Here is a 24,949-nt window from a genome sequence, read left to right as displayed (position 1 = left end):
ATCAGTCCTGACTGACCGCGCCGATCTTGTGGATCGAAAGGTCGGCGCCGTAATACTCCTGCTCCTGAGTCAGCCGCAGTCCCACCACAGCCTTGATCGCACCATAGACCGCGAACCCGCCGCACAGGGCAACGACAACGCCCAGCGTGGTGCCGATCAGTTGGCTGATCAAACTGACCCCGCCCAGGCCGCCCAGAGCGCTCTGGCCGAAGATCCCGCAAGCAATGCCGCCCCAGACACCACACAACCCGTGGAGCGGCCAGACACCGAGCACATCGTCGATCTTCCACTTGCCCTGGGCCGCGGTGAAAAACCAGACAAACAAGGCACCGGCGATAGCTCCGGTCACGAGTGCGCCGATCGGGTGCATCAGGTCTGAACCGGCACAGACCGCTACCAGCCCGGCCAACGGACCGTTGTGCAGAAAGCCGGGGTCATTGCGTCCGACGACCAACGCCGCCACGGTCCCGCCGACCATGGCCATCAATGAATTGATCGCCACCAACCCGCTCACCGCCGGCAGCGTCTGGGCGCTCATCACGTTGAAGCCGAACCAGCCGACAATCAGGATCCACGAACCCAAGGCCAGGAAAGGAATACTCGATGGCGCGAACGCCACCAGACGACCGTCGCGGTAACGGCCGTTACGCGGCCCCAGCAAGAGCACGGCCGCCAGCGCCAGCCATCCGCCCATGGCATGCACGACCACCGAACCGGCAAAATCATGGAAGCCAGCGCCGAACTGGGCTTGCAACCAGGCCTGCAGGCCGAAATTGCCATTCCAGACTACGCCTTCGAAGAATGGATACACAAACGCGACGATCAACACCGTGGCACACAACTGAGGGGCAAATCGGGCACGCTCGGCAATACCGCCGGAAATGATCGCCGGGATCGCGGCGGCGAACGTCAACAGGAAGAAAAACTTCACTAGGCTGTAACCATGATCGACGTTGAGCGCCGCAGCAGGTTGCAGGAAGGTCACGCCGTAGGAAACCCAGTAGCCCACGAAGAAATAGGCCAGGGTGGAGACGGCGAAATCACTGAGAATTTTCGACAGTGCATTGACCTGGTTCTTCTGTCGGACAGTTCCCACTTCAAGGAACGCGAAACCGGCGTGCATCGCCAGAACCATGACCGCACCGAGCAAAATGAACAGCGTGTTGGAGCTGTGGACCAGAGTGTCCACAGCGCTTTGCATATTTTCCATGGTTGGCAGACCTGAAAAGTTGAAAAAAGCACCAAACCGGTTCGCCCACCCAGACGACGCACCAAGTCGAGACATCTCATCTGACTACCGAAAACCGATGAACCGAATGAGTGCACAAAAAATCGACAATGCGGTGTTGCGCTTGGAGTGCTTCGCGGATTTTGTTTTTCTGGGTTAAGGTTTTGCGGGCTGACGCCCAGCTTCAGCGCACAGGCGCAGGGGGACGCACCAGTACATGGCAAACCCCTGAGCAAAAGTTGTACCAGTCAGTTTCACTGAACCTTCCGGTATGGCTCATACTCGAACGCTTCAGACGTCACTTACGGAGATTCCCCCATGGCCAGAACCCAGGCAAAGACTGCTCAAGAAATCCTGATGGAAGATTTTCAGACGCTGGTCAGCGACACCGAACGGCTGTTGGATCACACCGCGACACTGGCTGGCGACCAGGCCGATGAGCTGCGCAGTCAGATCCATGAAACCCTTTTGCGCGCCCGCGAGACCCTGAAGTTGACCGAAGACTCGGTGCGTGAGCGCGGCCAGGCGGCGGTGATCGCCACCGAGGAATACGTTCAGGCCAATCCTTGGCAATCCGTCGGCATCGCAGCCGGCGTGGGCTTTCTGATCGGCCTGCTGGCGACACGGCGCTAATGATGGGCATTGACGAATCCGGCTCGTCCGAAGCGGGCACCCAACCTACAGCACGCCGCCTGGGCGCCGCGTTCCTTGGCTTGCTGCACAGTCATGTCGAATTGTTCGGCATCGAATTGCAGGAACAGAAAGCACGCACAGTCAGCCTGCTGTTGTTCGCCGGGCTGGCGCTGGTATTTGCGTTGTTGCTACTGGTGGGGCTGTCGGCGCTGGTACTGATCCTGGTATGGGATACCTATCGTCTGGCGGGGATTATTGGCTTGTGCCTGTTTTATCTGCTGGCAGCGCTGTTCTGCGGACTGCGACTCAAGGCAGCGATCTATGACGAGTCCTCCCCTTTCCATGCCACTTTGGAAGAATTGGCCAACGACCGGGAGCGCCTGTTGCCATGAGCCTGCCTGATATTCCTCAAGCCCGGACCCGCCAGGAAATGCGCAAGGCGCTGGTACGTCTGCGCATGGAAATGCACCGACAGGAAATCCGCCAGGAAACCCGTCAACTGTTGCAACCTCTGCAGCGGGTGCGCGGTTTCACGCAGAGTTGGCACGAGGGCTTCGGCATCAAGCACGCCCCGCTCTGGGGCGTGGCGGCGGTGTCCTTGCTCGGTTTTCTCACCGGCAAACGGACCCGTAGCGGCCGCACCAGCAGCCTGACGGGACTGATCCGGCTGGCAACGACCCTGCTGCCGCTCATCAAGCTGGCCAAAAGTGTGCGCAAACCCTGACGCAGCAATAGCCTATAGGCCTTGCGAGGTGCCCCGCGAACCGCGAAGCTAGGACATCGACCTTATCAAACGGAGCAACCAGCCTTGGATTGGCACACCCTGCTGACTCGCGAGCGCCTCGGAAAAACGCTGCACAGCCCGGAAGAGTTGGGCCGCAGCCCGTTCCACAAAGACCATGACCGCATCATTTTTTCCGGCGCGTTCCGGCGCCTGGGACGCAAGACCCAGGTGCATCCGGTCTCCAGCAACGACCACATCCACACACGCCTGACCCATTCGCTGGAAGTCAGTTGCGTCGGACGCTCCCTGGGCATGCGGGTGGGAGAAACCATCCGCAGCGCCCTGCCTGAGTGGTGCGAGCCAAGTGACCTGGGCATGGTGGTGCAATCGGCCTGCCTGGCCCATGACATCGGCAACCCGCCATTCGGTCATTCCGGTGAAGACGCCATCCGCTATTGGTTCCAGCAGGCCGCAGGCCGCGGTTGGCTCGACGCCATGACCGAGGCCGAGCGCAACGACTTTCTCAATTTCGAAGGCAACGCCCAGGGGTTCCGGGTGCTCACCCAGCTTGAATATCACCAGTTCGACGGTGGTACGCGGTTGACCTATGCCACCCTCGGTACTTACCTCAAATACCCCTGGACCGCCCGTCACGCGGATTCCCTGGGCTACAAGAAGCACAAGTTCGGTTGCTACCAGAGCGAACTGCCGTTGCTGGAACAGATCGCCCACAAGCTCGGCCTGCCTCAGCTCGAAGACCAGCGCTGGGCACGGCATCCGCTCGTTTACCTGATGGAAGCCGCCGATGACATCTGCTACGCGCTGATCGACCTGGAAGACGGCGTGGAAATGGAGCTGCTGGAATACCCGCAAGTGGAGTCGCTGCTTCTGGACCTGGTGGGCGACGATCTCCCGGACACTTACCGTCAACTGGGACCACTGGACTCGCGAAGACGCAAACTGGCCATCCTGCGGGGCAAGGCCATCGAACATCTGACCAACGCCGCAGCCAGGGCTTTCGTCGAGCAGCAGCAAGCGTTGCTGGCCGGTACGCTGCCAGGGGACCTGGTGGAACACATGCATGGCCCAGCCAAACGTTGCGTATTGAATGCCAAGGACATGGCGCGCAAGAAGATCTTCCAGGACAAGCGCAAGACCCTGCATGAGATCGGCGCCTACACCACGCTGGAAATCCTGCTCAACGGATTTTGCGGCGCCGCCCTGGAGCAACATGGCGGTCGCACGCCTTCGTTCAAGAATCGGCGAATTCTCGACCTGCTGGGTAACAACGCGCCCGATCCGAACGGTTCGTTGCATGGTGCATTCTTGCGGATGATCGATTTTATCGCCGGGATGACTGACAGCTACGCCAGCGAAATGGCTCAGGAGATGACGGGCCGTACTCGCCAATGAGAGGGCGTCGGCGGCAAGCCTGGATGCGAAGGCACAGTCATTGAGGTTTGGCAGGCCCGCCCCTCGGGGCGGGGTAAACGGCAATGAAGCGTCGTACTCGTTTCTGAAAAGTCGATGGCCTGCCATTTAATACTGAATAAAACCCTTCCTCTATTTGTTTGTATAAACAACATCCTGAAAGAAATCTCCCCTTCAAAACGGGCAATAATTCCCCTTCCTAGTTCATTCACCTACTAAAAACCCAATCACATCGTAGTACCCCGCCTCTTTTTTTGTAGGAAACTTCTGAAATTGAATATGTATGCCTGTCTCCTCATACGACCCCGGCATTAACTGGGCTAAGGTGCGCGCTTTATTAAGCTCGTAGGGACTTTATTCATGAACTCCGTTTTCATTGTCGACGACCACCCGGTCATCCGCCTCGCCGTTCGCATGCTCCTGGAGCATGAGGGCTATAAAGTCGTAGGGGAAACTGACAACGGTGTGGATGCGATGCAAATGGTGCGCGAATGCATGCCGGACCTGGTCATTCTGGACATCAGCATCCCCAGGCTTGACGGGCTGGAAATTCTCTCACGGTTCAACGCCATGACCACGCCCCTTAAAACATTGGTGCTCACCGCTCAGTCCCCAACGCTTTTCGGTATCCGGTGCATGCAATCCGGTGCCTCTGGATACGTTTGTAAACAGGAAGACCTCAGCGAGCTGGTCAGCGCAATCAAGGCCGTTTTGTCCGGTTATAACTATTTCCCCAGCCAGGCACTGAACCCGGTCCGCCAGGATGATCCTCGCAGCATAGAGCTGGATCTGTTCAAAAGTGTCAATGACCGAGAGTTGATGGTGCTGCAACTTTTTGCTCAGGGCCGTACCAATAAGGAAATAGCCAAAGGTATGTTTCTCAGCAATAAGACTGTCAGCACTTACAAAAAAAGATTGATGCAAAAACTCAAGGTCAAGTCCCTGGTAGAACTGATTGAAATGGCGAAGCGCAACGCGCTGGTGTGAGAAAAGACCGGATGCTCAAATGCATAAGTAGATGCCTCCTGCTATTAAGCGCGGGGTTATATGCGCACGTCCTCATGGCGACGCCGGGCACGCCCGAGCACTACACGCTTTTGGGTCGTTCGACGGCGGCTCATGTCGAGGTCCTGCTGGATGACGCTCACCGTAGCCTGTTACAGGACCGGCAGGAATTGGTACTGGGAACGTCTGCCCCTGATTATCCGCCCTTCGATCTGTCCACCAGCGGGCAAGACTACGAGGGCATGACTGCCGACTACGCCGGCGTCATCGCCAGGGCGATCGGTCTGCCAATGCGGGTTTTGCGTTTCGCTTCCCGGGACGAGGCCATTGCGGCCCTCAAGAATGGAAAAATCGACCTGCTCGGCACCGCCAATGGTTTCGAAGCGCGCACCCCCGGCATTGTGCTATCGACCCCTTATGCAGTGGACCAGCCCGTTCTCGTCACCCGGACGAATGAAAGCCGTTCCCTGACCGAAGATCTCCAGGGATTGCGGCTGAGCATGGTTTATCACTACCTGCCGCTGCGGGAAATCGAAAAGCTTTACCCCAAGGCAATCATCAGCACCTACCCCTCCTACCAGAACGCCATAAACGCCGTCGCTTTCGGCCAGGCGGATGTCTTTCTCGGCGATACCATTTCCACCCACTACATGATCAGCAAGGGTTACCTGAGCAACATCCGCATGGCCAGCTTCGGCAAGCATGAGTCCTATGGATTCGGTTTCGCGGTTCGAAGTCACGATACCCGGCTGCTGGAGGCCATCAATGCCACGCTGAACCAGATTTCCATCACCGAGCAAGCGGCCATTTCCAAACGCTGGAGCGCTGGCAGCGACTTGTATCTCACGGAACACAAGATACAACTGACCGCCCGGGAGCAACGCTGGCTGGCACGGCACCCGGTGGTGCGAGTCGTGGTCAACGAAACCGCGGCGCCCTTCACTTTTTTCGACTCCGATGGTGACTTTCGCGGCATCAGTGCCGACCTGCTGGAGCTGATCCGGTTGCGCACCGGCATCCGCCTGGAGATCCAGCGCACTCAGAATGACAGCGAAATGATTGCCGCGGTCCTGAACGGTCAGGCCGACATGATTGCAGCGCTTTTACCGAGCAGCGCGCGGCAGCAACAGTTGAAGTTCAGCCGCCCCTACGTCGACAGCTCATTCGTCCTGCTGACCCGCAAGCAAGCCGACACCCCGGCAACCCTCGACCAGTTCGGCGACCGAAGCCTGGCCATCACTCAAGGCAATCCGGTCATTGAATGGCTACGCAGCCAGTATCCGGACATCAAGATCATCGAAACCGACGACCCTCTCCATGCCGTGGAAATGCTCGCCAAGGGCCAGATCGATGGCAGCGTGAACTCTCTGGTCATGGCCAATTACTTCATCTCGTCGCACTCGTTGCGAGACACCTTGCAAATCAGCAGCACCGTAGGAACCCGCCAGGCCATGTTCTCGTTGGCCACTGCCAAAGACGCCGTGGAGCTGAACTCCATTCTCGACAAAGCCCTCACCAGCATCGACCCGGACGAACTGGGCGTGATCAATAATCGTTGGCGAGGTTACGTGTCGGCATCGGAACACGTGTGGCGCACCTATAACCGCCTGTTTTTTCAGATCGTCGCCGGCGTCGGCCTCTTGTTGCTGCTGTCGCTGGCATGGAATGCCTACATGCAGCGCCAGATCAGGCAACGTCAACGGGCGGAGCTGGCCCTCAATGACCAGCTTGAGTTCATGCACTCACTGCTCAACGGCACCCCTCACCCGATCTACGTCAGAGATCGCAACGGTTTCCTGCAAAGTTGCAATGACAGTTACTTGCAGACGTTCAACGTGAAACGCGAAGAGGTCATCGGCAAGAACGTCATGCCTGGGTCCATGAGCAATGCTTTCGAAGCGCAGGAGTACCAGGCGGACTATCAGCGGGTCATGGCCGAAGGCACTCCGCTGGTGCTGGATCGCCCGTTACATATCGGGGCTGACAAGCTGACCATCTACCATTGGATTCTCCCCTATCGCAACTCAAACGCCGAAGTACAGGGCATCATTGGCGGCTGGATCGACATCAGCGAACGACGCCAGCTGTTCGACGAACTGCGAGCAGCCAAGGAGCGGGCCGATAATGCGAACCGCGCCAAAAGCACTTTCCTGGCGACCATGAGCCATGAGATCCGCACCCCCATGAACGCGGTGATCGGCATGCTGGAGCTGGCTTTGAAACATGCCGACAAGGGCCATCTGGACCGTTCGACCATAGAAGTGGCGTACGAATCGGCTTCCGGCATGCTCGAGCTGATCGGCGACATCCTGGACATTGCACGGATCGAGTCAGGTCACCTGAGCCTGGCGCCCGAGCGGGTCAATCTCAGGGCCTTGCTGCAATCGGTCATACGGGTTTTCGAAGGCATTGCCCGACAAAAGAACCTGGCATTGTCGCTGCTGTTCGACCCGGCCGAAGGCAACCCGGACGTCCTGATAGACCCCTTGCGATTCAAACAGGTGCTCTCGAACCTGATCAGCAATGCCCTCAAATTTACCGAACAGGGTCAAGTTCAAATCAAGGTCCAACTGTCTCCGGCCGCCCCGGATGACACCCTGCACATGCAACTGGAGGTCAGCGACAGCGGCATCGGCATCAGCGCGGCAGACCTGCAACGTCTGTTCGAGCCGTTTTCCCAAGTCGACAACACCGGCCGGATGGCGCGAACGGGCGCAGGACTTGGCCTGGTGATCAGTCGCAACCTGTGTCAGATGATGGGCGGCAGTCTGCACATGAGCAGTGAGCCGGGCATCGGCACCCGGGTCCAGATCTCACTGCAACTGACTACCCTGCCGACCACCACGGTTTGCGTGCCCCCGGAACCTGTCGTTGAAACGGCCACGGCCGCCTTGAGCGTCCTGGTCGTGGATGACCATCCGGCCAATCGCTTGTTGATGTCGCAGCAACTGGAGTACCTGGGTCATCACCATCAGGTCGCCCATGATGGCGCACAAGGACTCAAAGCCTGGCATGAAGGGGATTTCGACCTGGTCATCGCCGATTGCAACATGCCCATCATGAGTGGCTACGAACTGGCCAGTTCGATTCGTCGCCATGAGTGCGAACGCGAACTGCCGCGCTGCACCATCCTGGGGTTTACCGCCAACGCACAACCGGAGGAAAAACAACGCTGCCAGGACGCCGGAATGGACGACTGCCTGTTCAAACCGATCAGCCTGAGCGCCCTGAGCCAGTGGATGAAAACAGTCAGATCCACCAGCCGGCCCAAGGCTTTCAATGTGCAAAGCTTGCAGACCTTGACCGGTGGCAACCCCTTGTCCATCCGGCGCCTGTTGGAAGAACTGCTCAGCAGCAATCGCTCGGACCGCCGGGAGTTGCTCGATATTGCCCGCAGTGGGGACCGACAGGCACTGACCGAGGCCGCGCACAAAATAAAAGGCGTCGCCCGAATCGTGCAGGCGACCTCGTTGATACAAAGATGTGAGGCGCTGGAACACGCCTGCCACCAGGCACAGGGTGCGCAACCCATTGGCGAATGTACCGAGGCGCTCGACCAGGCCATGACCGAACTGGAGCGCGCCCTGGAAACAGAGATCGCCAAGGCAAAATAATCCAGCGTTTACTATGCTGATCGCTCAGCAGTGCGCACCAGGGGCGTTCTCGATTGGTTTCCCCCGGCGCGGCAGGGAATGAGTTGGGAACGCCCACCAACACTTGGAGTGACTGCAATGCCCAGCGCACCGCGTCCGCAACAACGCCGGTTCCCCTTGCACGTACACATCAGCGTGATGTTTACGTTGCTCCTGCTGCTGACCGGTGTGGTGCTAGGCATTTTCAACTATCACCAGACCACACAAATCATCCTGTCCAGCAGTGAAAAACTGTTCAACCGCATCGAGCAGGACGTACGCCTGGATTTGTATGACACCTATGAACCCATCCGCCACCTGTTGGGCCTGCTAGCCGATTACCCGGCGACACGTGAACCCAGGATCGCTCAGCGCCTGGCCCTGCTCGCCCCCTTCAGCCAGGCGCTGCGGGACAACCCGAACCTGGCGTCGCTGTACCTGGGCGACAGCAATGGCGACTTCCTGATGGTCCGTCCCTTGCGTACCGAAGCCCTGAAGACCGCGCTGAAAGCACCGGCCAACGCGGCCTACCAGGTCTGGACCGTGGATAGGACAGCTACCCCCGGACAGGTTCGTGCCCAGTCGCTGTTCTACGACCAGAGCCTGACGCTCGTCAGCCGTCAGGACATTGCCGACGAATCCTACGATCCACGCAACCGAGGCTGGTTTCGCAGCGCGCTGGGAAGCGCCGAGCAAATCACCACCGAACCCTACGTATTCTTCTCCACCCAAAACCTGGGCACCACCCTCGCCCGGCGCAGTGGCGAACAGGCGGTCATCGCTGCCGACCTGACCCTGGCGTCCCTGTCCCAGACCCTGGCCAAGCACAGGGTGACCGCCGGCACCGAAATTGTGCTGCTCGACCCCCAGGGCAATACAGTCGCCTACCCCGACAGTCATCGGCTGATCACCGACATCCAGTCGGCACGACTGATCAAGGCACGCGACCTCAGCCCGGCCATCGCCGCCGCACTCGACGACAACACCGACACCCCACGCCTGGAGGCTGGTGGACGCCAATGGATCGTTTCGCGCAGCCACATGCAGGAAGGCGGGCCGCAGGGCCTGGAACTGGCGTTGCTGGTCCCTGAGGATGAGTTGCTGGCCGATGCCTATCGCATGCGCTGGCAAGGCGCGCTGATTACCCTCGCCACTCTGCTCCTGTGCCTGCCCCTGGGCTGGTTGACCTCCAGGATTCTGGTCAAGCCCCTGCGCGCACTGGTGCAGGAGGCGGACGCCATCCGCAGCTTCGATTTCAACTACCCGGTGTCCCGTCGCTCCCCCGTGCTGGAGGTCGATCAGTTGGGCGTCTCGATGGCGCGAATGAAAGAGACCCTGGCAAGCTTCTTCGAAATCACCGCCAGTCTGCGCGCCGAAACCCGCTTTGCCCCGTTGCTGGAGCGGGTGCTGTTCGAAACAGTGAAAATCGGCCAGGCCCAGGCCGGCCTGATTTACCTGCGCGAGAACGATGACGATCAGGTCAGGCCCTATGGGTTGGTCATCGATGGAAGGCCTCGGGACCTTGCTGCCTTCGGCTTGCAAGGTCATGCGCTCAAGGCACAGGACAGCCCGCCATGGCTGCAGCAACTGGACGCCTCGGACAACCTCGTCACCTCGTTGGGCTTCGAGCAGGTCGGCGACCTCAAGAGTGTCCTGCTGGCACTGGATGCGCCACGGGTTCACCTGATCGGCATCCGCCTGCGCAATCGTCACCAGGAAACCGTCGGGGTTCTGGTGTTGCTGATAACCGACAGCGGCACCGAAGCCGACCTGGAAAAACTGCAGCCAGACCGCATCGCCTTCCTGCAGGCCGTGTCCGGCGCCGCCACCGTGAGCATTGAAGGCCAGCGCCTGCAAGCCCGGCAAAAACAACTGCTCGATTCGTTCATTCAACTGCTGGCTGGGGCGATCGATGCCAAGAGTCCTTACACCGGCGGTCATTGCCAGCGGGTGCCAGCCCTGACGCTGATGCTCGCCCAGGCCGCCGCTGCCAGCCAGGCGTCGGCATTCCAGGCCTACCGTCCCACGGAAGATGAGTGGGAAGCGCTGCACATCGCCGCCTGGCTGCACGATTGCGGCAAGGTCACCACACCCGAATACGTGGTCGACAAAGCCACCAAACTGGAAACCCTGAACGACCGGATCCACGAGATCCGCACGCGCTTCGAGGTGCTCAAGCGCGACGCCTGGGTCGATTATTGGCAGGCCCTGGCAACGGGTGGCGAGCCGTCATCCCTGGCCCAGCGACGCGACGCCACACTGGCCAGCCTCGATGACGACTTTGCCTTCGTCGCCCGCTGCAACCTCGGCTCCGAGGCCATGGCCGACGCCGACCTGCAACGTTTGCAAGATATCGCCCAACGCCCCTGGACCCGGACCCTGGATGACCGCCTGGGGGTTTCCTGGGAAGAGAACCGGCGCCAGGCACGCACGCCCAAGCCTGCGCTTCCAGTCACTGAACGGTTGTTGGCGGACAAGCCCGAGCACCTGCTGGAGCGGCACGAAGCCGAGCTGATCCCGACAGACAACCCGTGGGGGTTCCAGCTCGACGTGCCGCCCTGGAAGTACAACCGCGGCGAGCTTTATAACCTCAGCATCAAACGAGGCACGCTGACGCGTGAAGAGCGTTACGTCATCAACCATCACATGGTGCAAACAATCCTGATGCTCAGCCAGTTACCCTTTCCTAGCCATTTGGGCAACGTGGCGGAGATCGCTGGCGGGCATCACGAGAAGATGGACGGCACGGGATATCCCAAGCGGCTCAAACGCGAGGAGATGAGCCTGCCGGCACGCATGATGGCGATTGCGGACATTTTCGAAGCACTGACGGCTGCCGATCGTCCTTACAAGAAGGCCAAGAAACTGAGTGAAGCCCTGGGCATCATGGCCACCATGTGCCGTGACGCCCACATCGATCCAGAGCTGTTCGGGCTGTTCATCGATGAAAAGATCTACCTGAGCTACGCCAACCAGTTTCTCGATCCGCGCCAGATCGATGAGGTCGACCCGGACAGCCTGTTGGACAAGGCCGGACTGAAGGCATGAAAGCCGCCGTTGTAGGCGCTGCCGAGCCGAACGCGGTCCGAGCTTTGGCCAACTGCTACGGCAAGCGCGTCAGCAGTCTGTCAGGCGCAGGAAAATATCAGCCAGTTGCTCGATACCAGCCCGGTCATGCTCGGTAAAACGTGCCAGTTTCGGACTGTCCAGGTCGAGCACGCCGATCAGGCGCCCGCCCTTGACCAGCGGCACCACCAGTTCGCTGTTCGACGCGCTGTCGCAGGCGATATGCCCGGCAAAGGCATGGACGTCTTCAACACGCTGAGTCTGGCGGGTCGCCGCCGCTGTCCCGCACACACCACGGCCAAAGGGAATTCGCACGCAGGCGATCTGCCCCTGGAATGGGCCCAGCACCAGTTCTTCGTTGCGATTGAGGTAAAAGCCGGCCCAGTTCAAGTCGTCCAGCTGACTGAACAGAAAGGCCGAAAACTGCGCGGCATTGGCGATGAAATCACGCTCATCGGCCAGCAAGGACTCAAGCTGTGCCGCTAACAAGCCATAGCCGTCGAGACCTTCGCCGGTGCCTTTCAAATCGATCATGCCTTATTCTCCAGAAGTTTGAGGCCCACCCAATATCGGGCAAACTGATAAGCGCAACGTCCGTTGCGGTTGCCGCGCCCGGTGGCCCAACGCACTGCCTGCACATCCAGCGCTTCATCACGCTGCCAGGCCAGCCCGGCCTTGGCCGCCAGCTCGCCGATCCAGTGCTCCACCACGTTGAGGAAATGCTCCTGGGTAAACGGATAAAACGACAGCCACAACCCGAAACGGTCAGACAGGGCGATCTTGTCCTCCACGGCCTCGCTGGGGTGAAGCTCGCCATCGACCCGCTTCCAGTTCTCGTTGTCGCTTTCCTTTTCCGGCACCAGGTGACGGCGGTTGGAGGTGGCGTACAACAGCACGTTGTCCGGCGCCTGTTCCAGAGACCCGTCCAACACGCTTTTAAGAACGCGGTAATCGCCCTCCCCGGATTCGAACGACAGGTCATCGCAGAACAGCACAAAGCGCTGCGGCAGCTTTGCGATTTGTTCGACCACCCGCGGCAGATCGGCCAGGTGATCGCGCTCTATCTCGATCAACCGCAAGCCATGCTGGGCATGTTCGGCCAGCAACGCGCGCACCAGAGACGACTTGCCAGTGCCACGCGAGCCCCACAGCAACGCATGGTTGGCCGGCATGCCATCGATGAACTGGCGGGTGTTGCGACCCAGCTGTTCAACCTGACGATCCACGCCAATCAGGTCCGACAGGCGCATGTCGAGGCTGACTTCAAGCGGCAGCAGGTAACCACTGCGCCCGTCGCGCTGCCAACGGGCCGCCAGCGTTCGGGTCCAATCGATAGCCGGCCGTGGAGCAGGCAACAAGGGCTCTATGCGAGCCAGCACCGCATCGGCACGCTCAAGAAAAGCATTCAATCGAGAGTCCATGTCTTCTCCTCGGACAGGTTCACAGTGATGATGGCGCTACAGCGACGAAACGCCGTACCCAATGGCGGGTCTATCCCACACAACATAAACCGGCTGCATCGGTATTCAGAGATGATCAGCTATGCTTGAGCGGCGAAGGGAAACGTAAGTGGTTCATCATTCCATGGACATCAGATTCACCCAACGGCTGTCCTACAAGCAGGCCCGGCTGACCGTTCTGGTGGGTTTCGTGCTGGGTACTTTGCTCAGCCTGATGCAGATCGGCATCGATTATGCCAGCGAAGACGCGTCGATCAACCGTGAAATCCTGTCGCTGCTGGAAATCAGCCACAACCCGGCATCGCGTATCGCCTATAACATCGATGCCGAACTCGCCCAGGAGCTGTCCTTGGGCCTGTTGCGCTCACCGGCCATCATCGGTGCCCAACTGATCGATAACAACAACACCGTGCTGGCCAGCGTCAAACGCCCCGAACTGCAGAGCAGTTACCGGTTCATCAGCGACTTTCTCTTCGGGGCCCAGCGCCAGTTCGAAGACCGCCTCTATCTGGACCACCTGCCGGCCGAGTCCCTGGGCGTGCTGCGGCTGGAGGTCGACACCTATGCTTTCGGCAGCCGGTTCCTGCGCCGGGCCGAAGTGACGCTGCTCAACGGTTTCGCCCGCAGCCTGATCCTGACCGGTCTGCTGCTGGCGTTGTTTTATGTGATGCTGACCAAGCCCCTGGTTCGGGTCATCCGCGAACTGAGCAGCCGCGATCCCAGCAGCGGCGAGCAGAGTCGTCTGGAATGCCCCTCCGGCCACCAGCAGGACGAGATCGGTGTACTGGTCTCGGTGGCCAACCAGCAGTTCGAAAATATCGCCACCGAGATTCAGCAACGGCGCACGGCCGAAAATCGCCTCACCGATTACCTGGCGCAGTTGGAAAACATTGTCTCGGCCCGTACCGCCGAACTCAAAGCCATCAATGCCCGCCTCAGCCAGTCCAACGAGGAGTTGGAAGTGGCCCGGCGCACCGCCCTGGATATGGCCGAAGCCCGCTCCGTCTTTCTGGCCAACATGAGCCATGAGATCCGCACGCCGCTCAACGGTCTGTTGGGAATGATCGCGCTGTCACTGGATGGCCCCCTGACGGCCGAACAACAGCAACAGCTATCGATCGCCCATGACTCGGGCAAGGTGCTGGTTGAACTGCTCAACGATATCCTTGATCTGTCGAAATTCGACGCCGGTCAACTGGAACTCGAACGCATCCCGTTCGACCTTGGCTCGCTGGTCGAAGACACCGCCAACCTGCTTTCCCAGAACGCCGCTCCCAGCGTCGAGCTGGCCTGCCTGATTGATCCGGCGCTTCCAACTCAGGTCCTGGGTGACCCGACCCGGGTGCGCCAGATCGTCAGCAACCTGCTGTCCAATGCGCTGAAATTCACTCGCTTCGGCCGAGTCGACGTACGTTTGAGTCCACATGAAGACGGCGTGCGAATCGAGATCTGTGATACCGGCATCGGCATTCCCCAGGAAGCCCAAGCACGAATTCTCCAGCCGTTCACCCAGGCCGGTGTTGGCATTACCCGCCAGTTCGGTGGCACCGGGCTGGGCCTGGCGCTGACCTACAACCTTTGTGAAGCCATGCAAGGCCAGTTGACGATCACCTCCGAGGCCGGTTTCGGCAGCCAGTTCTGCGCTGACCTGCCCCTGCCCTGCCATACCCCGGCGACGCCCGTCGAGCCCTTGCGCGGCAATATTGTGGCCATCACCGACCGCAGCAGCGGCCTGGCCGAATTGCTCAACATGCTATTGCCCGGCTGGGGGCTGGACTATGAAAGACGTTCGGTGGATGACGGATTGCTGGGCCTCAAGCCTGATGTCCTGATTACCGACTGCCCGGAATGCCTGTTCACTATGCGTCCCACCTTCGACGCGCCCATCCTGCTGGTCACCGCATATGGCAGTTTTCTGCCCAGCGAAGAAGCCGCCGCCCTCGCCCCCTTGTTACAGCAGGCCCGGCCCCTGGCGCGCCATGCCCTCTATCAGATCCTGCGTCGCGCCTTGCAAAGCGACGCCACCACCATCAATGACGCTCAGATCGAAACCCTGGCGCCGTCCAAACGCGGGCGGGTGTTGCTGGTGGAAGACAATCCGGTCAACCAACTGGTGGCCAAGGGCATGCTGGTGAAGCTCGGTTGCGAAGTCATCGTCGCGGCCCATGGCGCCGAAGCCCTGGACCTGCTCGAACAGAGGGATTTCAATTTGGTCCTGATGGATTGCAACATGCCGGTCATGGACGGTTACGAAGCCAGTCGCCAGATCCGTCGCAGCGGGCGCTGGCCGGATCTGCCGATTGTCGCACTGACAGCCAACGCCATGCCTGAGGAACGTGAGCGATGCCGGGCCGCCGGCATGAACGATTACCTGTCCAAGCCGTTTCGGCGCGAAGAGCTGGCGGCGTTACTGGACCATTGGGTGCCGCTTACGTCAGCGCTTTGATCTGCCCCAAAAGATGATCGAGACCGTCTCGCAACTCTCCCAGGCGGTCCAGGTCAAGCCCGCTGTCGCATAACAGGCGGGCCTTGAGCGGACCGACCTGCTCACGCAATTCCCAGCCGGTTTGCGTAAGGCTCAGATGCACCTCCCGCTCATCGCGGGCCGAACGCTGGCGCTGAACCAGGCTCAGTTGTTCCAGGCGCTTGAGCAACGGCGTCAGCGTGCCCGAATCCAGCAGTAGCCGTTCGCCCAGAGCCTTGACCGTGGGTTGTTCCGGCGCATTTACCTGCCACTCCCACAGCACCAGCATCGCCAGGTATTGCGGATAAGTCAGGCCGAGCTGATCGAGCATGGGCTTGTAGCCGCGAATGACCGCCCGCGACGCGGCGTACAGTTTGAAGCACAACTGGCTGTCGAGTTTCAGCGCATCGACTGACAGATCATTCATTTGAGTAAGGCTTCGATCTCACCGGTCAGGTCCTGGGGTTTGGTGGTCGGCGCAAACCGCTTGACCACCTGGCCGTCCTTGCCGATCAAGAACTTGGTGAAATTCCACTTGATGCCCTTGGACCCCAGTACGCCGGGCGCCCGCTGCTTGAGCTGGACAAACAGCGGATGGGCATTGGCGCCGTTGACCTCGATTTTCTTGAACAGCGGAAAACTCACACCGAAGTTCAGCTCGCAGAACTCGGAAATCGCCCCCTCATTGCCCGGCTCCTGCTTGCCAAATTGATTGCAGGGAAAGCCCAGCACCACCAGGCCCTGGTCCTTGTAGGTCTGCCACAACGCCTCAAGCCCCTTGTACTGGGGAGTGAAGCCGCACTGGCTGGCAGTATTGACCACCAGCACAGCCTTGCCGGCGAAATCGGCGAGGGTCTTTTGCTCCCCCTTGATCGTGGTGCACGGGATGCTCAGCAGGTTGTCGCTCATGGCAAGGCTCCAGATGGGAAGAAGAGGACACTGAAGATAGCGAGCAATTAAATTGCATGCAATTTAATTATCCAAAAATACCCGCATCACAGATTGTGGGAGCCAGGCTTGCCCGCGATGAAGGCGACACGGTCTTTCAGAGATCGAGGTGCCTTCATCGCGAGCAAGCTTTGCTCCCACAGAGTTACCCTCGGGGCACCAGATCCAGGCACACCGAATTGATGCAATAACGCAAGCCCGTGGGTGGCGGGCCGTCAGGGAAGACGTGGCCCAGGTGCGCGTCACATTTGGCGCAGACCACTTCGGTGCGGATCATGCCGTGGCTGACATCGCGCACTTCCACCACTGCGCTGCCTTCGATCGGCGCGTAGAAACTGGGCCAGCCGCAGCCGGAATCGAATTTGGTCTGCGAATCGAACAATGGCTCGTTGCAGCAGATGCAGTGGTACACACCATCAGTCTTGGTGTCGTTGTATTTACCGGAGAATGGCCGTTCGGTGCCCTTTAGCCGACAGACGTTGTACTGCTCCGGGTCAAGCATGGCGCGCCATTCTTCAAGGGTTTTCTGCAACTTTTCCATCGTCCTACCTCGGCAATTGAAAAAGCCCGATCCGACGCTTTTCCGCAGATCGGGCGGCACGTATGATTGCGCCTCGTCAGGCGCCAGTCTGGCAGTCACGTCATGCGCATTCAAACGGATTGTCACGCATGTACCGCGTCAAGCCTGGGCACAGACGCAGGATCCCCAGTACGGTAGTTCACTCGCCGCCTGGATCGTTCATTTTCGGGAACACATCGCCATGCAGGTCAGCAAATCGAACAAGCTCGCCAACGTCTGCTACGACATTCGCGGCCCGGTGCTCAAGCACGCCAAACGCCTGGAAGAGGAAGGCCATCGCATCCTCAAGCTGAATATCGGCAACCCGGCACCCTTTGGTTTCGAAGCGCCCGATGAAATCCTCCAGGACGTTATCCGCAACCTGCCGACCGCCCAGGGCTACAGCGACTCCAAGGGCCTGTTCAGCGCCCGCAAGGCCGTGATGCAGTACTACCAGCAGAAACAGGTCGAAGGTGTCGGCATCGAAGACATCTACCTGGGCAACGGCGTGTCCGAACTGATCGTGATGTCGATGCAGGCCTTGCTCAACAACGGCGATGAGGTGCTGGTGCCGGCCCCGGACTACCCATTGTGGACCGCCGCCGTGAGCCTGTCGGGCGGCAACCCGGTGCATTACCTGTGCGATGAACAGGCCAACTGGTTTCCCGACCTGGCGGACATCAAGGCCAAGATCACCCCGAACACCAAGGCACTGGTGATCATCAACCCGAACAACCCCACTGGCGCGGTGTACTCCAGGGAGGTCCTGCTGGGCATGCTGGAACTGGCTCGCCAGCATAACCTGGTGGTGTTTTCCGACGAGATCTACGACAAGATCCTGTACGACGATGCCGTGCACGTCTGCACCGCGTCACTGGCGCCGGACCTGTTGTGCCTGACCTTCAACGGCCTGTCCAAATCCTATCGGGTGGCGGGTTTCCGCTCCGGCTGGATCGTTATTTCCGGTCCCAAGCATCACGCCCAGAGCTACATCGAAGGCATCGACATGCTGGCCAATATGCGCCTGTGTGCCAACGTACCGAGCCAACACGCGATCCAGACGGCGCTGGGTGGCTACCAGAGCATCAACGACCTGGTCCTGCCCCAGGGCCGGTTGCTGGAGCAACGCAACCGTACCTGGGAATTGCTCAACGACATTCCTGGTGTCAGTTGCGTCAAGCCAATGGGTGCGTTGTACGCCTTTCCGCGGATCGACCCGAAGGTCTGCCCGATCCACAACGATGAAAAATTCGTCCTCGACCTCCTGCTGTCCGAAAAGCTGCTGGTGGTCCAGGGCACGGCGTTCAACTGGCCATGGCCGGATCACTTCCGCGTCGTGACCCTGCCTCGGGTCGACGACCTGGACCAGGCCATTGGCCGGATCGGCAACTTCCTCAAGTCCTACCGCCAGTAATCCAGGTGGCGTGCGAGGGGACGACTCGCACGCTGTTTGATTCAGCAACACATCCGTTTCGCCCGTTGCGGCAGGCCTTCTACACTGAAGGCGCGGCAGACGGTGCGCGGCGCGACTCAACGTTCACGGGGTACGGGCGCTCCTTTTCTTTTCCGCGGTCACTTTCAGAAAAGTCTTTCAAACATTTGCGACGCGTGTAGGACACAGTTTGAAATAGTCGGCGTGTTGAATAGCCTGCGGCGGCACCTTATATACCCCGCATAACGCTACATCTTTAGCATGAGGAGATTTCCACAACCATGATGCGCATCCTGCTGTTTTTGGCCACTAACCTGGCGGTCGTGCTGATTGCCAGCATCACCCTGAGCCTTTTTGGCTTCAACGGGTTCATGGCGGCCAACGGGGTTGACCTCAACCTCAGTCAGCTGCTGATCTTCTGTGCGGTGTTCGGTTTCGCCGGTTCCCTGTTCTCGCTGTTCATCTCCAAGTGGATGGCGAAGATGAGCACCAGCACCCAGATCATCACTCAGCCGCGCACTCGCCACGAACAATGGCTGCTGCAAACCGTCGAGCAGTTGTCACGCGAAGCCGGCATCAAGATGCCGGAGGTGGGCATCTTCCCAGCCTACGAGGCCAACGCCTTCGCCACCGGCTGGAACAAGAACGACGCGCTGGTCGCCGTCAGCCAGGGCTTGCTCGAGCGGTTTTCGCCGGATGAAGTCAAGGCTGTGCTGGCCCATGAGATCGGTCACGTCGCCAACGGCGACATGGTGACGCTGGCGCTGATCCAGGGCGTCGTGAACACCTTCGTCATGTTCTTTGCCCGCATCATCGGCAACTTCGTCGACAAGGTGATCTTCAAGAATGAAGAAGGCCAGGGCATCGCCTACTACGTGGCGACCATTTTCGCCGAGCTGGTATTGGGCATCCTCGCCAGTGCCATCGTCATGTGGTTCTCGCGCAAACGTGAGTTCCGCGCAGATGATGCCGGTGCACGCCTGGCTGGCACCAGCGCCATGATCGGCGCCCTGCAACGCTTGCGTGCCGAGCAAGGTTTGCCGGTACACATGCCCGACACCCTCAATGCCTTTGGCATCAACGGTGGCATCAAGCAAGGCCTGGCTCGCATGTTCATGAGTCACCCGCCACTGGAAGAGCGTATCGACGCACTGCGTCGTCGCGGCTGACAGGTTCAAGCTTCAAGAAAAAGCCCGCAGCGATGCGGGCTTTTTTTCTGCCTGATTTATGAGTTGCCTGGTCTGGCCCCATCGCGAGCAGGCTCGCTCCCACAGGGCGTCTTCGGCGAGCGCCAATTCACAGTTCGCAACGGATCAACTGTGGGAGCGAGCCTGCTCGCGATAAGGCCAGCGGGCACGCCACATCAACGACTGGAAACCCGATACACCCGCTCATCCAGCCTTTTGACCCCAGCCTGCAAGAACTTCCAGCTTTCCCCCAGCACATCCTGCTCCTGCAATACCTCCAGCCGCCAGACCTCGCCCAGCAGCCTCTGCACTTCGTCATCCCCTACGGAAAACGGCGGGCCAGGCATTTCATCCTGTGAGTAATCCAGAGTAATGAGCAATCCGACACACTGCGGCAGAATCTTCTGCAGATGAGCCGCATACCGCTCCCGCATCGGCCCAGGCAGGGCGATCAATGCAGCGCGATCGTACAACGCCGTGCAATCGCTCACATCCTCCGGGCTCAGGGCAAAGAAATCACCGCAGCGGATTTCAATGTCAGCGGCACGGAACACCTTGAATGCGCCCTCTTCACTCACGCTCGGCTCAAGCTGATGCTCAAGGAAGAAATCCGCGGCGGCTTTTTCCGACAGCTCCACCCCCAGTACCGAATACCCCTGTTGGGCAAGCCACAAGAGGTCGAGCGTCTTCCCGCATAGGGGCACCAGCACCCGACTGCCCTGCTCAACCCCCAGTTGCGGCCAGAAACGTTGCAGATAGGGATTCACCTCTGGCAAATGAAAACCGATCTGATTCGTTGACCAGCGCTTGTGCCAAAACTCAGGCTCCATCACTCACTCCAGAAAAACCGATTAAAACGGGCTAAAACTTATATTAGATTTAGATCATAGACCTGACAGAAGATGGCGACATCTTAACGCTCAGGAGTCCGTTCATGCTGCCCAGCCTGTTTATCTCCCATGGCTCACCGATGCTGGCCCTGGAACCCGGTGACAGCGGCCCGGCACTGGCTCGCCTCGCCGCGCAACTGCCCACACCCAAAGCCATCGTCATCGTGTCCGCGCACTGGGAAAGCAGTGAACTGCTGGTCAGCGCCAATCCGCATCCACGGACCTGGCACGACTTCGGCGGCTTCCCGCCGGCTCTGTACGAGGTGCAATATCCGGCGCAGGGCGATTCACAACTGGCGGGGCAAGTGGCGGCCCTGCTCAACGCCGCACACCTGCCGGCACGCCTGGACACAGAGCGACCCTCCGATCATGGCGTGTGGGTGCCGTTGTCCTTGATGTACCCCAAGGCCGAGATTGCCGTCGTGCAGATCTCCCTGCCCAGCCGACAAGGGCCGGCCCTGCAAACCCAGGTCGGCCGGGCCTTGGCGAGCCTGCGCCAGCAAGGCGTGTTGCTGATCGGCTCAGGCAGCATCACCCATAACCTGCGCGACCTGGACTGGAACGCCGGCCCCGAAAGCATTGAGCCCTGGGCCAAGGCTTTTCGTGACTGGATGGTGGAGAAATTGGCAGAGGACGACGAAGCCGCGCTGCATGATTACCGTCGCCAGGCACCCCACGCCGTGCGCAGCCATCCCAGTGACGAGCACTTGTTGCCGTTGTATTTTGCCCGAGGTGCGGGAGGTGAATTCAGCGTTGCCCATCAGGGGTTCACCCTGGGGGCTTTGGGGATGGACATCTATCGGTTTGACTGATGAACCGAGTCGCGTTCAATCGCGAGCAGGCTCGCTCCCACATTTGACTGCATTTACCTGTGCCACTGTGGGAGCGAGCCTGCTCGCGATGGGCTCGCCCTGAAAAGACACCCAGCTTCAGGCAAAAAAAATCCCCGAACCAGTCGGGGATTTTTTATGTTCGATCAATCAGCCCGAGAGCGGATCAATCTTCGCGATAGCGACGCAGTTTAAGCTGCTTGCCGGCGACACGAGTGTCCTTCAGTTTGGTCAGCAACTTCTCCAGACCATCTTCCGGCAGCTCTACCAGGCTGAAGCTGTCACGTACCTGGATGCGACCGATGGCCTCACGAGCCAGACCGCCTTCGTTGAGGATGGCGCCCAGCAGGTTCTTGGCCGCGATGCCGTCACGGGCACCCAGCGCAGTACGGCAGCGCGCACGGCCTTCGGCCAGCGGGATCGGCGCACGACGCTCGCGATCACCACGGTCCGGACGATCACCGCTACGCTCTGGACGATCGCCACGCGGTGCGTTGTTCGGCACCAGTGGACGTTCTTTCTCGATCGCAGCGAGGGTCAGCGCCTGGCCATTGGTGGCCTTGCGCAGCAGAGCAGCGGCCAGGGCTCGTGGGGTGCAACCGATGTCGGCGGTCAGGCGATCGAGCAGATCACCGTGGGTCGATTCGGCGTCAGCCACTAGTGGCGACAGGCTGTTGGTGAGCTTCTTGATGCGGGCATCGAGAACTGCCTGGGCGTCCGGCAGGCGAACCTCGGCGACCTTCTGACCGGTTACACGCTCGATCACTTGCAGCATGCGGCGCTCACGCGGGGTGACCAGCAGCAGTGCACGACCTTCGCGACCGGCACGGCCGGTACGGCCGATACGGTGAACGTAGGATTCCGGATCGTACGGCATGTCCACGTTGAACACGTGGGTGATGCGCGGAACGTCCAGGCCACGGGCGGCAACGTCAGTGGCCACAACGATGTCCAGACGGCCATCCTTGAGGGAGTCGATCACACGCTCACGCTGGTTCTGGGCAATGTCACCGTTCAGCGCAGCGGCTTTGTAGCCTTTGGCTTCCAGGGCGCTGGCCAGGTCCAGGGTCGCTTGCTTGGTACGTACGAACATGATCAGGGCGTCGAAATCCTCGACTTCCAGCAGGCTCAGTACGGCCGAGGTCTTCTGATCGGCGTGAACCAACAGGTGAGCCTGTTCGATCGCGGTGACGGTCTGGGTCTTGGTCTGGATCTTTACGTGTTGCGGATCGCGCAGGTGGCGCTCGGCAATGGCGCGGATCGACTGCGGCAGAGTGGCCGAGAACAATACAGTCTGACGGGTCGCTGGCAGGGCCTTGAAGATGACTTCCAGGTCATCCATGAAACCCAGCTTGAGCATTTCGTCGGCTTCATCGAGAACCAGGTGGTTCACGGTGGCCAGGACTTTTTCGTCACGACGCAGGTGGTCGCACAGACGGCCCGGAGTGGCGACAACAATCTGCGCGCCGTTACGGATGGCTTTGAGTTGCGGGCCCATTGGAGCGCCGCCGTAAACAGCCACAACGGTTACACCAGGCATCTGCTTGGAGTAGGTTTCAAAAGCGGTTGCTACTTGCAGCGCCAACTCACGAGTTGGCGCCAGGATCAGGGCTTGCGGTTCGCGCTTAGCAGGATCGATGCGATGCAGGATCGGCAGGGCGAACGCGGCGGTTTTACCCGTACCGGTTTGCGCCTGACCAATCATGTCGTGACCGGCCATGATGATCGGGATCGATTGCTGCTGAATAGCCGAAGGTTCTTCGTAACCGGTCGCAATGACGGCTGCAAGAATGTTCGGATTAAGATTAAAAGCGACGAAGCCGCCGGTTTCCTGGGTCATGGGTCTGCCTCTAAGTGCATCCGCAAAGACCCATGCTCCAAAGCTGCGCATGCCGTGTTGAGACTCAAGAGTCGCCCTGGCTGCTTTGTCGGCGGGGATTTGCGAAAACGAATGAATGAAAAAGAACGTCGTGGAAGCATCCGTTGTGCGGACATGCAACCGAAGCTGGCTTCGGGGAATTGCGCTACCTTGACGCGGCCCGGCTAAAGGCCGGCGCGCACTATACCGGAAATCGCCCGAAAAGGGAGATTTTTTATTGCCAAATCCGGTTATGGGACTGGCTGTCATGGGCGTCGGGACAGCCGGCTTAAACGATTTACCTTCCGACAGCTTGCCTATCAAGTCGCCGGGCGAATGGCCTTGATCAACGACTGCAACGAATAACCCAGCCGCGGCGCCAGCCCTTCGGCCCGGGCGACCAGTCCTTGCATGTCCAGTTCCTGGTCCAGATCCGCCGGCACGATCAGGATGACATTGCCTTCTTTAACCGGCAGCTCCCAGTAATGCCGGTGGTACAAGCCGCGCAGCAGCGCCGCGCCCAATGGCTTGCCGTCGTCGGTGGCCCATTGGTTGATCACCAGCCAGCCGCCGGGGTTGAGGCGTTTCTGGCAGTTCTCCAGAAAACCCCAAGCCAGGTGCCCGACGCCAGGGCCGACGTCGGTATAGAGGTCGACAAAGATCAAATCCGCAGGCTCGGCGGTTTCAAGCAGCTCCAGGGCATCGCCGACACGGATGTACAGCCGCGGATCGTCGTCCAGCCCCAGGTATTGGATGGCCAGGCGCGGCACATCGGGGCGCAGTTCGATGGCTTCGACATCTTCCAGCGGCAGAAACTTGAGGCAAGCCTGGGTCAGCGTCCCGGCGCCCAGCCCAAGAAACAGCGCGCTTTCCGGCTGCTCGTGGCACAACGCGCCAATCAACATGGCGCGGGTGTAATCATATTCGAGCCAGCTCGGGTCGGCCGTGAACACGCAGCTCTGTTCGATGGCATCGCCAAATTCCAGAAAACGGTAGTCCGCCACTTCGAGAACCCGGATAACACCGAACTCGTCATGCACTTCGGCGAGCAAATGCTCGACGCGCTCCTCTGTCATTTCATCTCCTGTGGCTGCGCTGACCCTGAACATAAACGGGGCAAAAGCGCGATTGTCCGCGAAGCGACGCAAACAGGTCACGCACTAATTTGCTGATAACATGGCAACCCGAGCGTAAACCACCTAGAGATCATGATGAGCCAACCCTGGAGCCCTGACAGCTGGCGCGCCCTGCCGATCCAGCAGCAACCCCAATACCCCGACGCGGCGCATTTGCTGCAGGTCGAGCAGACCCTGGCCAGTTATCCGCCGCTGGTGTTTGCCGGTGAAGCCCGGGAGTTGCGCCGTCAGTTCGCCGAAGTCACCCAAGGCCGGGCCTTCCTGCTGCAGGGCGGCGACTGCGCCGAGAGCTTTGCCGAGTTCTCGGCGGCGAAGATCCGCGACACCTTCAAGGTGTTGCTGCAAATGGCCATCGTCATGACCTTCGCCGCCGGTTGCCCGGTGGTCAAGGTCGGTCGTATGGCCGGACAGTTCGCCAAACCGCGCTCGGCCAACGATGAGACGATTGGCGGGGTAACCCTGCCGG

The 24,949-nt window shown here is 59.8% G+C and carries 21 protein-coding genes; 12 read left to right on the top strand and 9 right to left on the bottom strand.

Features of this window, described 5'->3' with window-relative positions; all coding sequences use genetic code 11:
• Window position 1 precedes the first annotated feature (1 nt).
• Window positions 2-1,210 (bottom strand): ammonium transporter, encoded by a 1,209-nt coding sequence (locus GSM73_RS07175; RefSeq protein WP_047226386.1) that lies wholly within the window; start codon window positions 1,208-1,210, stop codon window positions 2-4.
• Between the two features lie 336 nt (window positions 1,211-1,546).
• On the opposite strand from GSM73_RS07175, the gene GSM73_RS07170 reads away from it, so the two are divergent.
• The 7 genes from GSM73_RS07170 (at window position 1,547) to GSM73_RS07140 (ending at window position 11,701) form a co-directional block, all read left to right on the top strand.
• Entirely contained in the window at window positions 1,547-1,861 is a 315-nt protein-coding gene (locus tag GSM73_RS07170) for a YqjD family protein (protein WP_047226385.1), read from the top strand.
• Window positions 1,862-1,863: 2 nt separating this feature from the next.
• Entirely contained in the window at window positions 1,864-2,253 is a 390-nt protein-coding gene (locus GSM73_RS07165; RefSeq protein WP_047226384.1) for a phage holin family protein, read from the top strand.
• The gene (locus GSM73_RS07160) at window positions 2,250-2,585 is read left to right on the top strand and encodes a hypothetical protein (protein ID WP_047226383.1); all 336 of its coding nucleotides are present in this window, start codon (window positions 2,250-2,252) and stop codon (window positions 2,583-2,585) included. The genes GSM73_RS07165 and GSM73_RS07160 overlap by 4 nt, the downstream gene beginning before the upstream one ends.
• An 84-nt stretch (window positions 2,586-2,669) precedes the next feature.
• A complete protein-coding gene (locus GSM73_RS07155; protein ID WP_047226382.1) occupies window positions 2,670-3,998 on the top strand; it encodes a deoxyguanosinetriphosphate triphosphohydrolase in 1,329 nt (442 codons plus the stop codon).
• Window positions 3,999-4,376: 378 nt separating this feature from the next.
• On the top strand, window positions 4,377-5,003 hold the full coding sequence (locus tag GSM73_RS07150; protein WP_047226381.1) for a response regulator transcription factor: 627 nt from the start codon (window positions 4,377-4,379) through the stop codon (window positions 5,001-5,003).
• A gap of 74 nt (window positions 5,004-5,077) precedes the next feature.
• Window positions 5,078-8,635, top strand: a complete 3,558-nt coding sequence (locus GSM73_RS07145; protein WP_160891953.1) for a transporter substrate-binding domain-containing protein — start codon at window positions 5,078-5,080, stop codon at window positions 8,633-8,635.
• A 117-nt stretch (window positions 8,636-8,752) separates the two neighbouring features.
• Complete coding sequence (locus GSM73_RS07140) at window positions 8,753-11,701, top strand: HD domain-containing phosphohydrolase (RefSeq protein ID WP_107322175.1); 2,949 nt, start codon at window positions 8,753-8,755, stop codon at window positions 11,699-11,701.
• 69 nt (window positions 11,702-11,770) lie between these two features.
• Here the strand turns inward: GSM73_RS07140 and GSM73_RS07135 are convergent, their stop codons facing one another.
• Together GSM73_RS07135 and GSM73_RS07130 are read right to left on the bottom strand one after the other, a co-directional pair.
• Complete coding sequence (locus GSM73_RS07135) at window positions 11,771-12,253, bottom strand: GAF domain-containing protein (RefSeq protein ID WP_047226378.1); 483 nt, start codon at window positions 12,251-12,253, stop codon at window positions 11,771-11,773.
• A complete protein-coding gene (locus GSM73_RS07130; protein ID WP_047226377.1) occupies window positions 12,250-13,140 on the bottom strand; it encodes an ATP-binding protein in 891 nt (296 codons plus the stop codon). The genes GSM73_RS07135 and GSM73_RS07130 overlap by 4 nt, the downstream gene beginning before the upstream one ends.
• A 163-nt stretch (window positions 13,141-13,303) precedes the next feature.
• Between GSM73_RS07130 and GSM73_RS07125 the strand changes: the two genes are divergently transcribed.
• Window positions 13,304-15,625 (top strand): response regulator, encoded by a 2,322-nt coding sequence (locus tag GSM73_RS07125; RefSeq protein WP_160891951.1) that lies wholly within the window; start codon window positions 13,304-13,306, stop codon window positions 15,623-15,625.
• On the opposite strand, the gene GSM73_RS07120 is transcribed toward GSM73_RS07125, so the two are convergent.
• The 3 genes from GSM73_RS07120 to msrB form a co-directional block, all read right to left on the bottom strand.
• Window positions 15,609-16,070: a MarR family winged helix-turn-helix transcriptional regulator gene (locus tag GSM73_RS07120; RefSeq protein ID WP_047226375.1), complete on the bottom strand. Its 462-nt coding sequence runs from the start codon at window positions 16,068-16,070 to the stop codon at window positions 15,609-15,611. The genes GSM73_RS07125 and GSM73_RS07120 overlap by 17 nt on opposite strands.
• Window positions 16,067-16,552 (bottom strand): glutathione peroxidase, encoded by a 486-nt coding sequence (locus GSM73_RS07115; protein ID WP_047226374.1) that lies wholly within the window; start codon window positions 16,550-16,552, stop codon window positions 16,067-16,069. The genes GSM73_RS07120 and GSM73_RS07115 overlap by 4 nt, the downstream gene beginning before the upstream one ends.
• Window positions 16,553-16,736: 184 nt before the next feature.
• The gene (gene msrB, locus GSM73_RS07110; protein WP_047226373.1) at window positions 16,737-17,132 is read right to left on the bottom strand and encodes a peptide-methionine (R)-S-oxide reductase MsrB; all 396 of its coding nucleotides are present in this window, start codon (window positions 17,130-17,132) and stop codon (window positions 16,737-16,739) included.
• Between the two features lie 220 nt (window positions 17,133-17,352).
• On the opposite strand from msrB, the gene GSM73_RS07105 reads away from it, so the two are divergent.
• Together GSM73_RS07105 and htpX are read left to right on the top strand one after the other, a co-directional pair.
• Window positions 17,353-18,564 (top strand): pyridoxal phosphate-dependent aminotransferase, encoded by a 1,212-nt coding sequence (locus tag GSM73_RS07105; protein WP_047226372.1) that lies wholly within the window; start codon window positions 17,353-17,355, stop codon window positions 18,562-18,564.
• Between the two features lie 299 nt (window positions 18,565-18,863).
• Window positions 18,864-19,751, top strand: coding sequence for a protease HtpX (gene htpX / locus GSM73_RS07100; RefSeq protein WP_047226371.1), 888 nt, complete (start codon window positions 18,864-18,866; stop codon window positions 19,749-19,751).
• 194 nt (window positions 19,752-19,945) lie between these two features.
• On the opposite strand, the gene GSM73_RS07095 is transcribed toward htpX, so the two are convergent.
• Entirely contained in the window at window positions 19,946-20,599 is a 654-nt protein-coding gene (locus GSM73_RS07095) for a thiopurine S-methyltransferase (RefSeq protein WP_107322173.1), read from the bottom strand.
• 104 nt (window positions 20,600-20,703) lie between these two features.
• Between GSM73_RS07095 and GSM73_RS07090 the strand changes: the two genes are divergently transcribed.
• Window positions 20,704-21,471, top strand: coding sequence for a class III extradiol ring-cleavage dioxygenase (locus tag GSM73_RS07090; protein ID WP_160891949.1), 768 nt, complete (start codon window positions 20,704-20,706; stop codon window positions 21,469-21,471).
• Between the two features lie 184 nt (window positions 21,472-21,655).
• Here the strand turns inward: GSM73_RS07090 and GSM73_RS07085 are convergent, their stop codons facing one another.
• Together GSM73_RS07085 and GSM73_RS07080 are read right to left on the bottom strand one after the other, a co-directional pair.
• Window positions 21,656-23,329, bottom strand: coding sequence for a DEAD/DEAH box helicase (locus GSM73_RS07085; protein ID WP_047226368.1), 1,674 nt, complete (start codon window positions 23,327-23,329; stop codon window positions 21,656-21,658).
• 338 nt (window positions 23,330-23,667) lie between these two features.
• Window positions 23,668-24,423, bottom strand: coding sequence for a spermidine synthase (locus GSM73_RS07080; RefSeq protein WP_047226367.1), 756 nt, complete (start codon window positions 24,421-24,423; stop codon window positions 23,668-23,670).
• 135 nt (window positions 24,424-24,558) lie between these two features.
• On the opposite strand from GSM73_RS07080, the gene GSM73_RS27070 reads away from it, so the two are divergent.
• The coding region (locus GSM73_RS27070; RefSeq protein WP_256676754.1) for a 3-deoxy-7-phosphoheptulonate synthase at window positions 24,559-24,949 on the top strand (391 nt) is incomplete at its 3' end.

Origin of the sequence: Pseudomonas sp. PICF6 (assembly GCF_009831705.1) — a bacterium.
GTDB classification, from domain to species: Bacteria; Pseudomonadota; Gammaproteobacteria; order Pseudomonadales; family Pseudomonadaceae; genus Aquipseudomonas; species Aquipseudomonas rhizophila.
Note: the sequence above shows the minus strand (reverse complement) of the source record. Positions and strands in the feature narration are given on the sequence as shown.

Bases quoted from the DNA above. Each gene is read 5' to 3' on its own strand.
- GSM73_RS07175 (WP_047226386.1), bottom strand. From the start codon at position 1,210: ATGGAAAATATGCAAAGCGCTGTGGACACTCTGGTCCACAGCTCCAAC.
- GSM73_RS07170 (WP_047226385.1), top strand. From the start codon at position 1,547: ATGGCCAGAACCCAGGCAAAGACTGCTCAAGAAATCCTGATGGAAGAT.
- GSM73_RS07165 (WP_047226384.1), top strand. From the start codon at position 1,864: ATGGGCATTGACGAATCCGGCTCGTCCGAAGCGGGCACCCAACCTACA.
- GSM73_RS07160 (WP_047226383.1), top strand. From the start codon at position 2,250: ATGAGCCTGCCTGATATTCCTCAAGCCCGGACCCGCCAGGAAATGCGC.
- GSM73_RS07150 (WP_047226381.1), top strand. From the start codon at position 4,377: ATGAACTCCGTTTTCATTGTCGACGACCACCCGGTCATCCGCCTCGCC.
- GSM73_RS07145 (WP_160891953.1), top strand. From the start codon at position 5,078: ATGGCGACGCCGGGCACGCCCGAGCACTACACGCTTTTGGGTCGTTCG.
- GSM73_RS07140 (WP_107322175.1), top strand. From the start codon at position 8,753: ATGCCCAGCGCACCGCGTCCGCAACAACGCCGGTTCCCCTTGCACGTA.
- GSM73_RS07135 (WP_047226378.1), bottom strand. From the start codon at position 12,253: ATGATCGATTTGAAAGGCACCGGCGAAGGTCTCGACGGCTATGGCTTG.
- GSM73_RS07130 (WP_047226377.1), bottom strand. From the start codon at position 13,140: ATGGACTCTCGATTGAATGCTTTTCTTGAGCGTGCCGATGCGGTGCTG.
- GSM73_RS07125 (WP_160891951.1), top strand. From the start codon at position 13,304: ATGGACATCAGATTCACCCAACGGCTGTCCTACAAGCAGGCCCGGCTG.
- GSM73_RS07120 (WP_047226375.1), bottom strand. From the start codon at position 16,070: ATGAATGATCTGTCAGTCGATGCGCTGAAACTCGACAGCCAGTTGTGC.
- GSM73_RS07115 (WP_047226374.1), bottom strand. From the start codon at position 16,552: ATGAGCGACAACCTGCTGAGCATCCCGTGCACCACGATCAAGGGGGAG.
- msrB (WP_047226373.1), bottom strand. From the start codon at position 17,132: ATGGAAAAGTTGCAGAAAACCCTTGAAGAATGGCGCGCCATGCTTGAC.
- GSM73_RS07105 (WP_047226372.1), top strand. From the start codon at position 17,353: ATGCAGGTCAGCAAATCGAACAAGCTCGCCAACGTCTGCTACGACATT.
- htpX (WP_047226371.1), top strand. From the start codon at position 18,864: ATGATGCGCATCCTGCTGTTTTTGGCCACTAACCTGGCGGTCGTGCTG.
- GSM73_RS07095 (WP_107322173.1), bottom strand. From the start codon at position 20,599: ATGGAGCCTGAGTTTTGGCACAAGCGCTGGTCAACGAATCAGATCGGT.
- GSM73_RS07090 (WP_160891949.1), top strand. From the start codon at position 20,704: ATGCTGCCCAGCCTGTTTATCTCCCATGGCTCACCGATGCTGGCCCTG.
- GSM73_RS07085 (WP_047226368.1), bottom strand. From the start codon at position 23,329: ATGACCCAGGAAACCGGCGGCTTCGTCGCTTTTAATCTTAATCCGAAC.
- GSM73_RS07080 (WP_047226367.1), bottom strand. From the start codon at position 24,423: ATGACAGAGGAGCGCGTCGAGCATTTGCTCGCCGAAGTGCATGACGAG.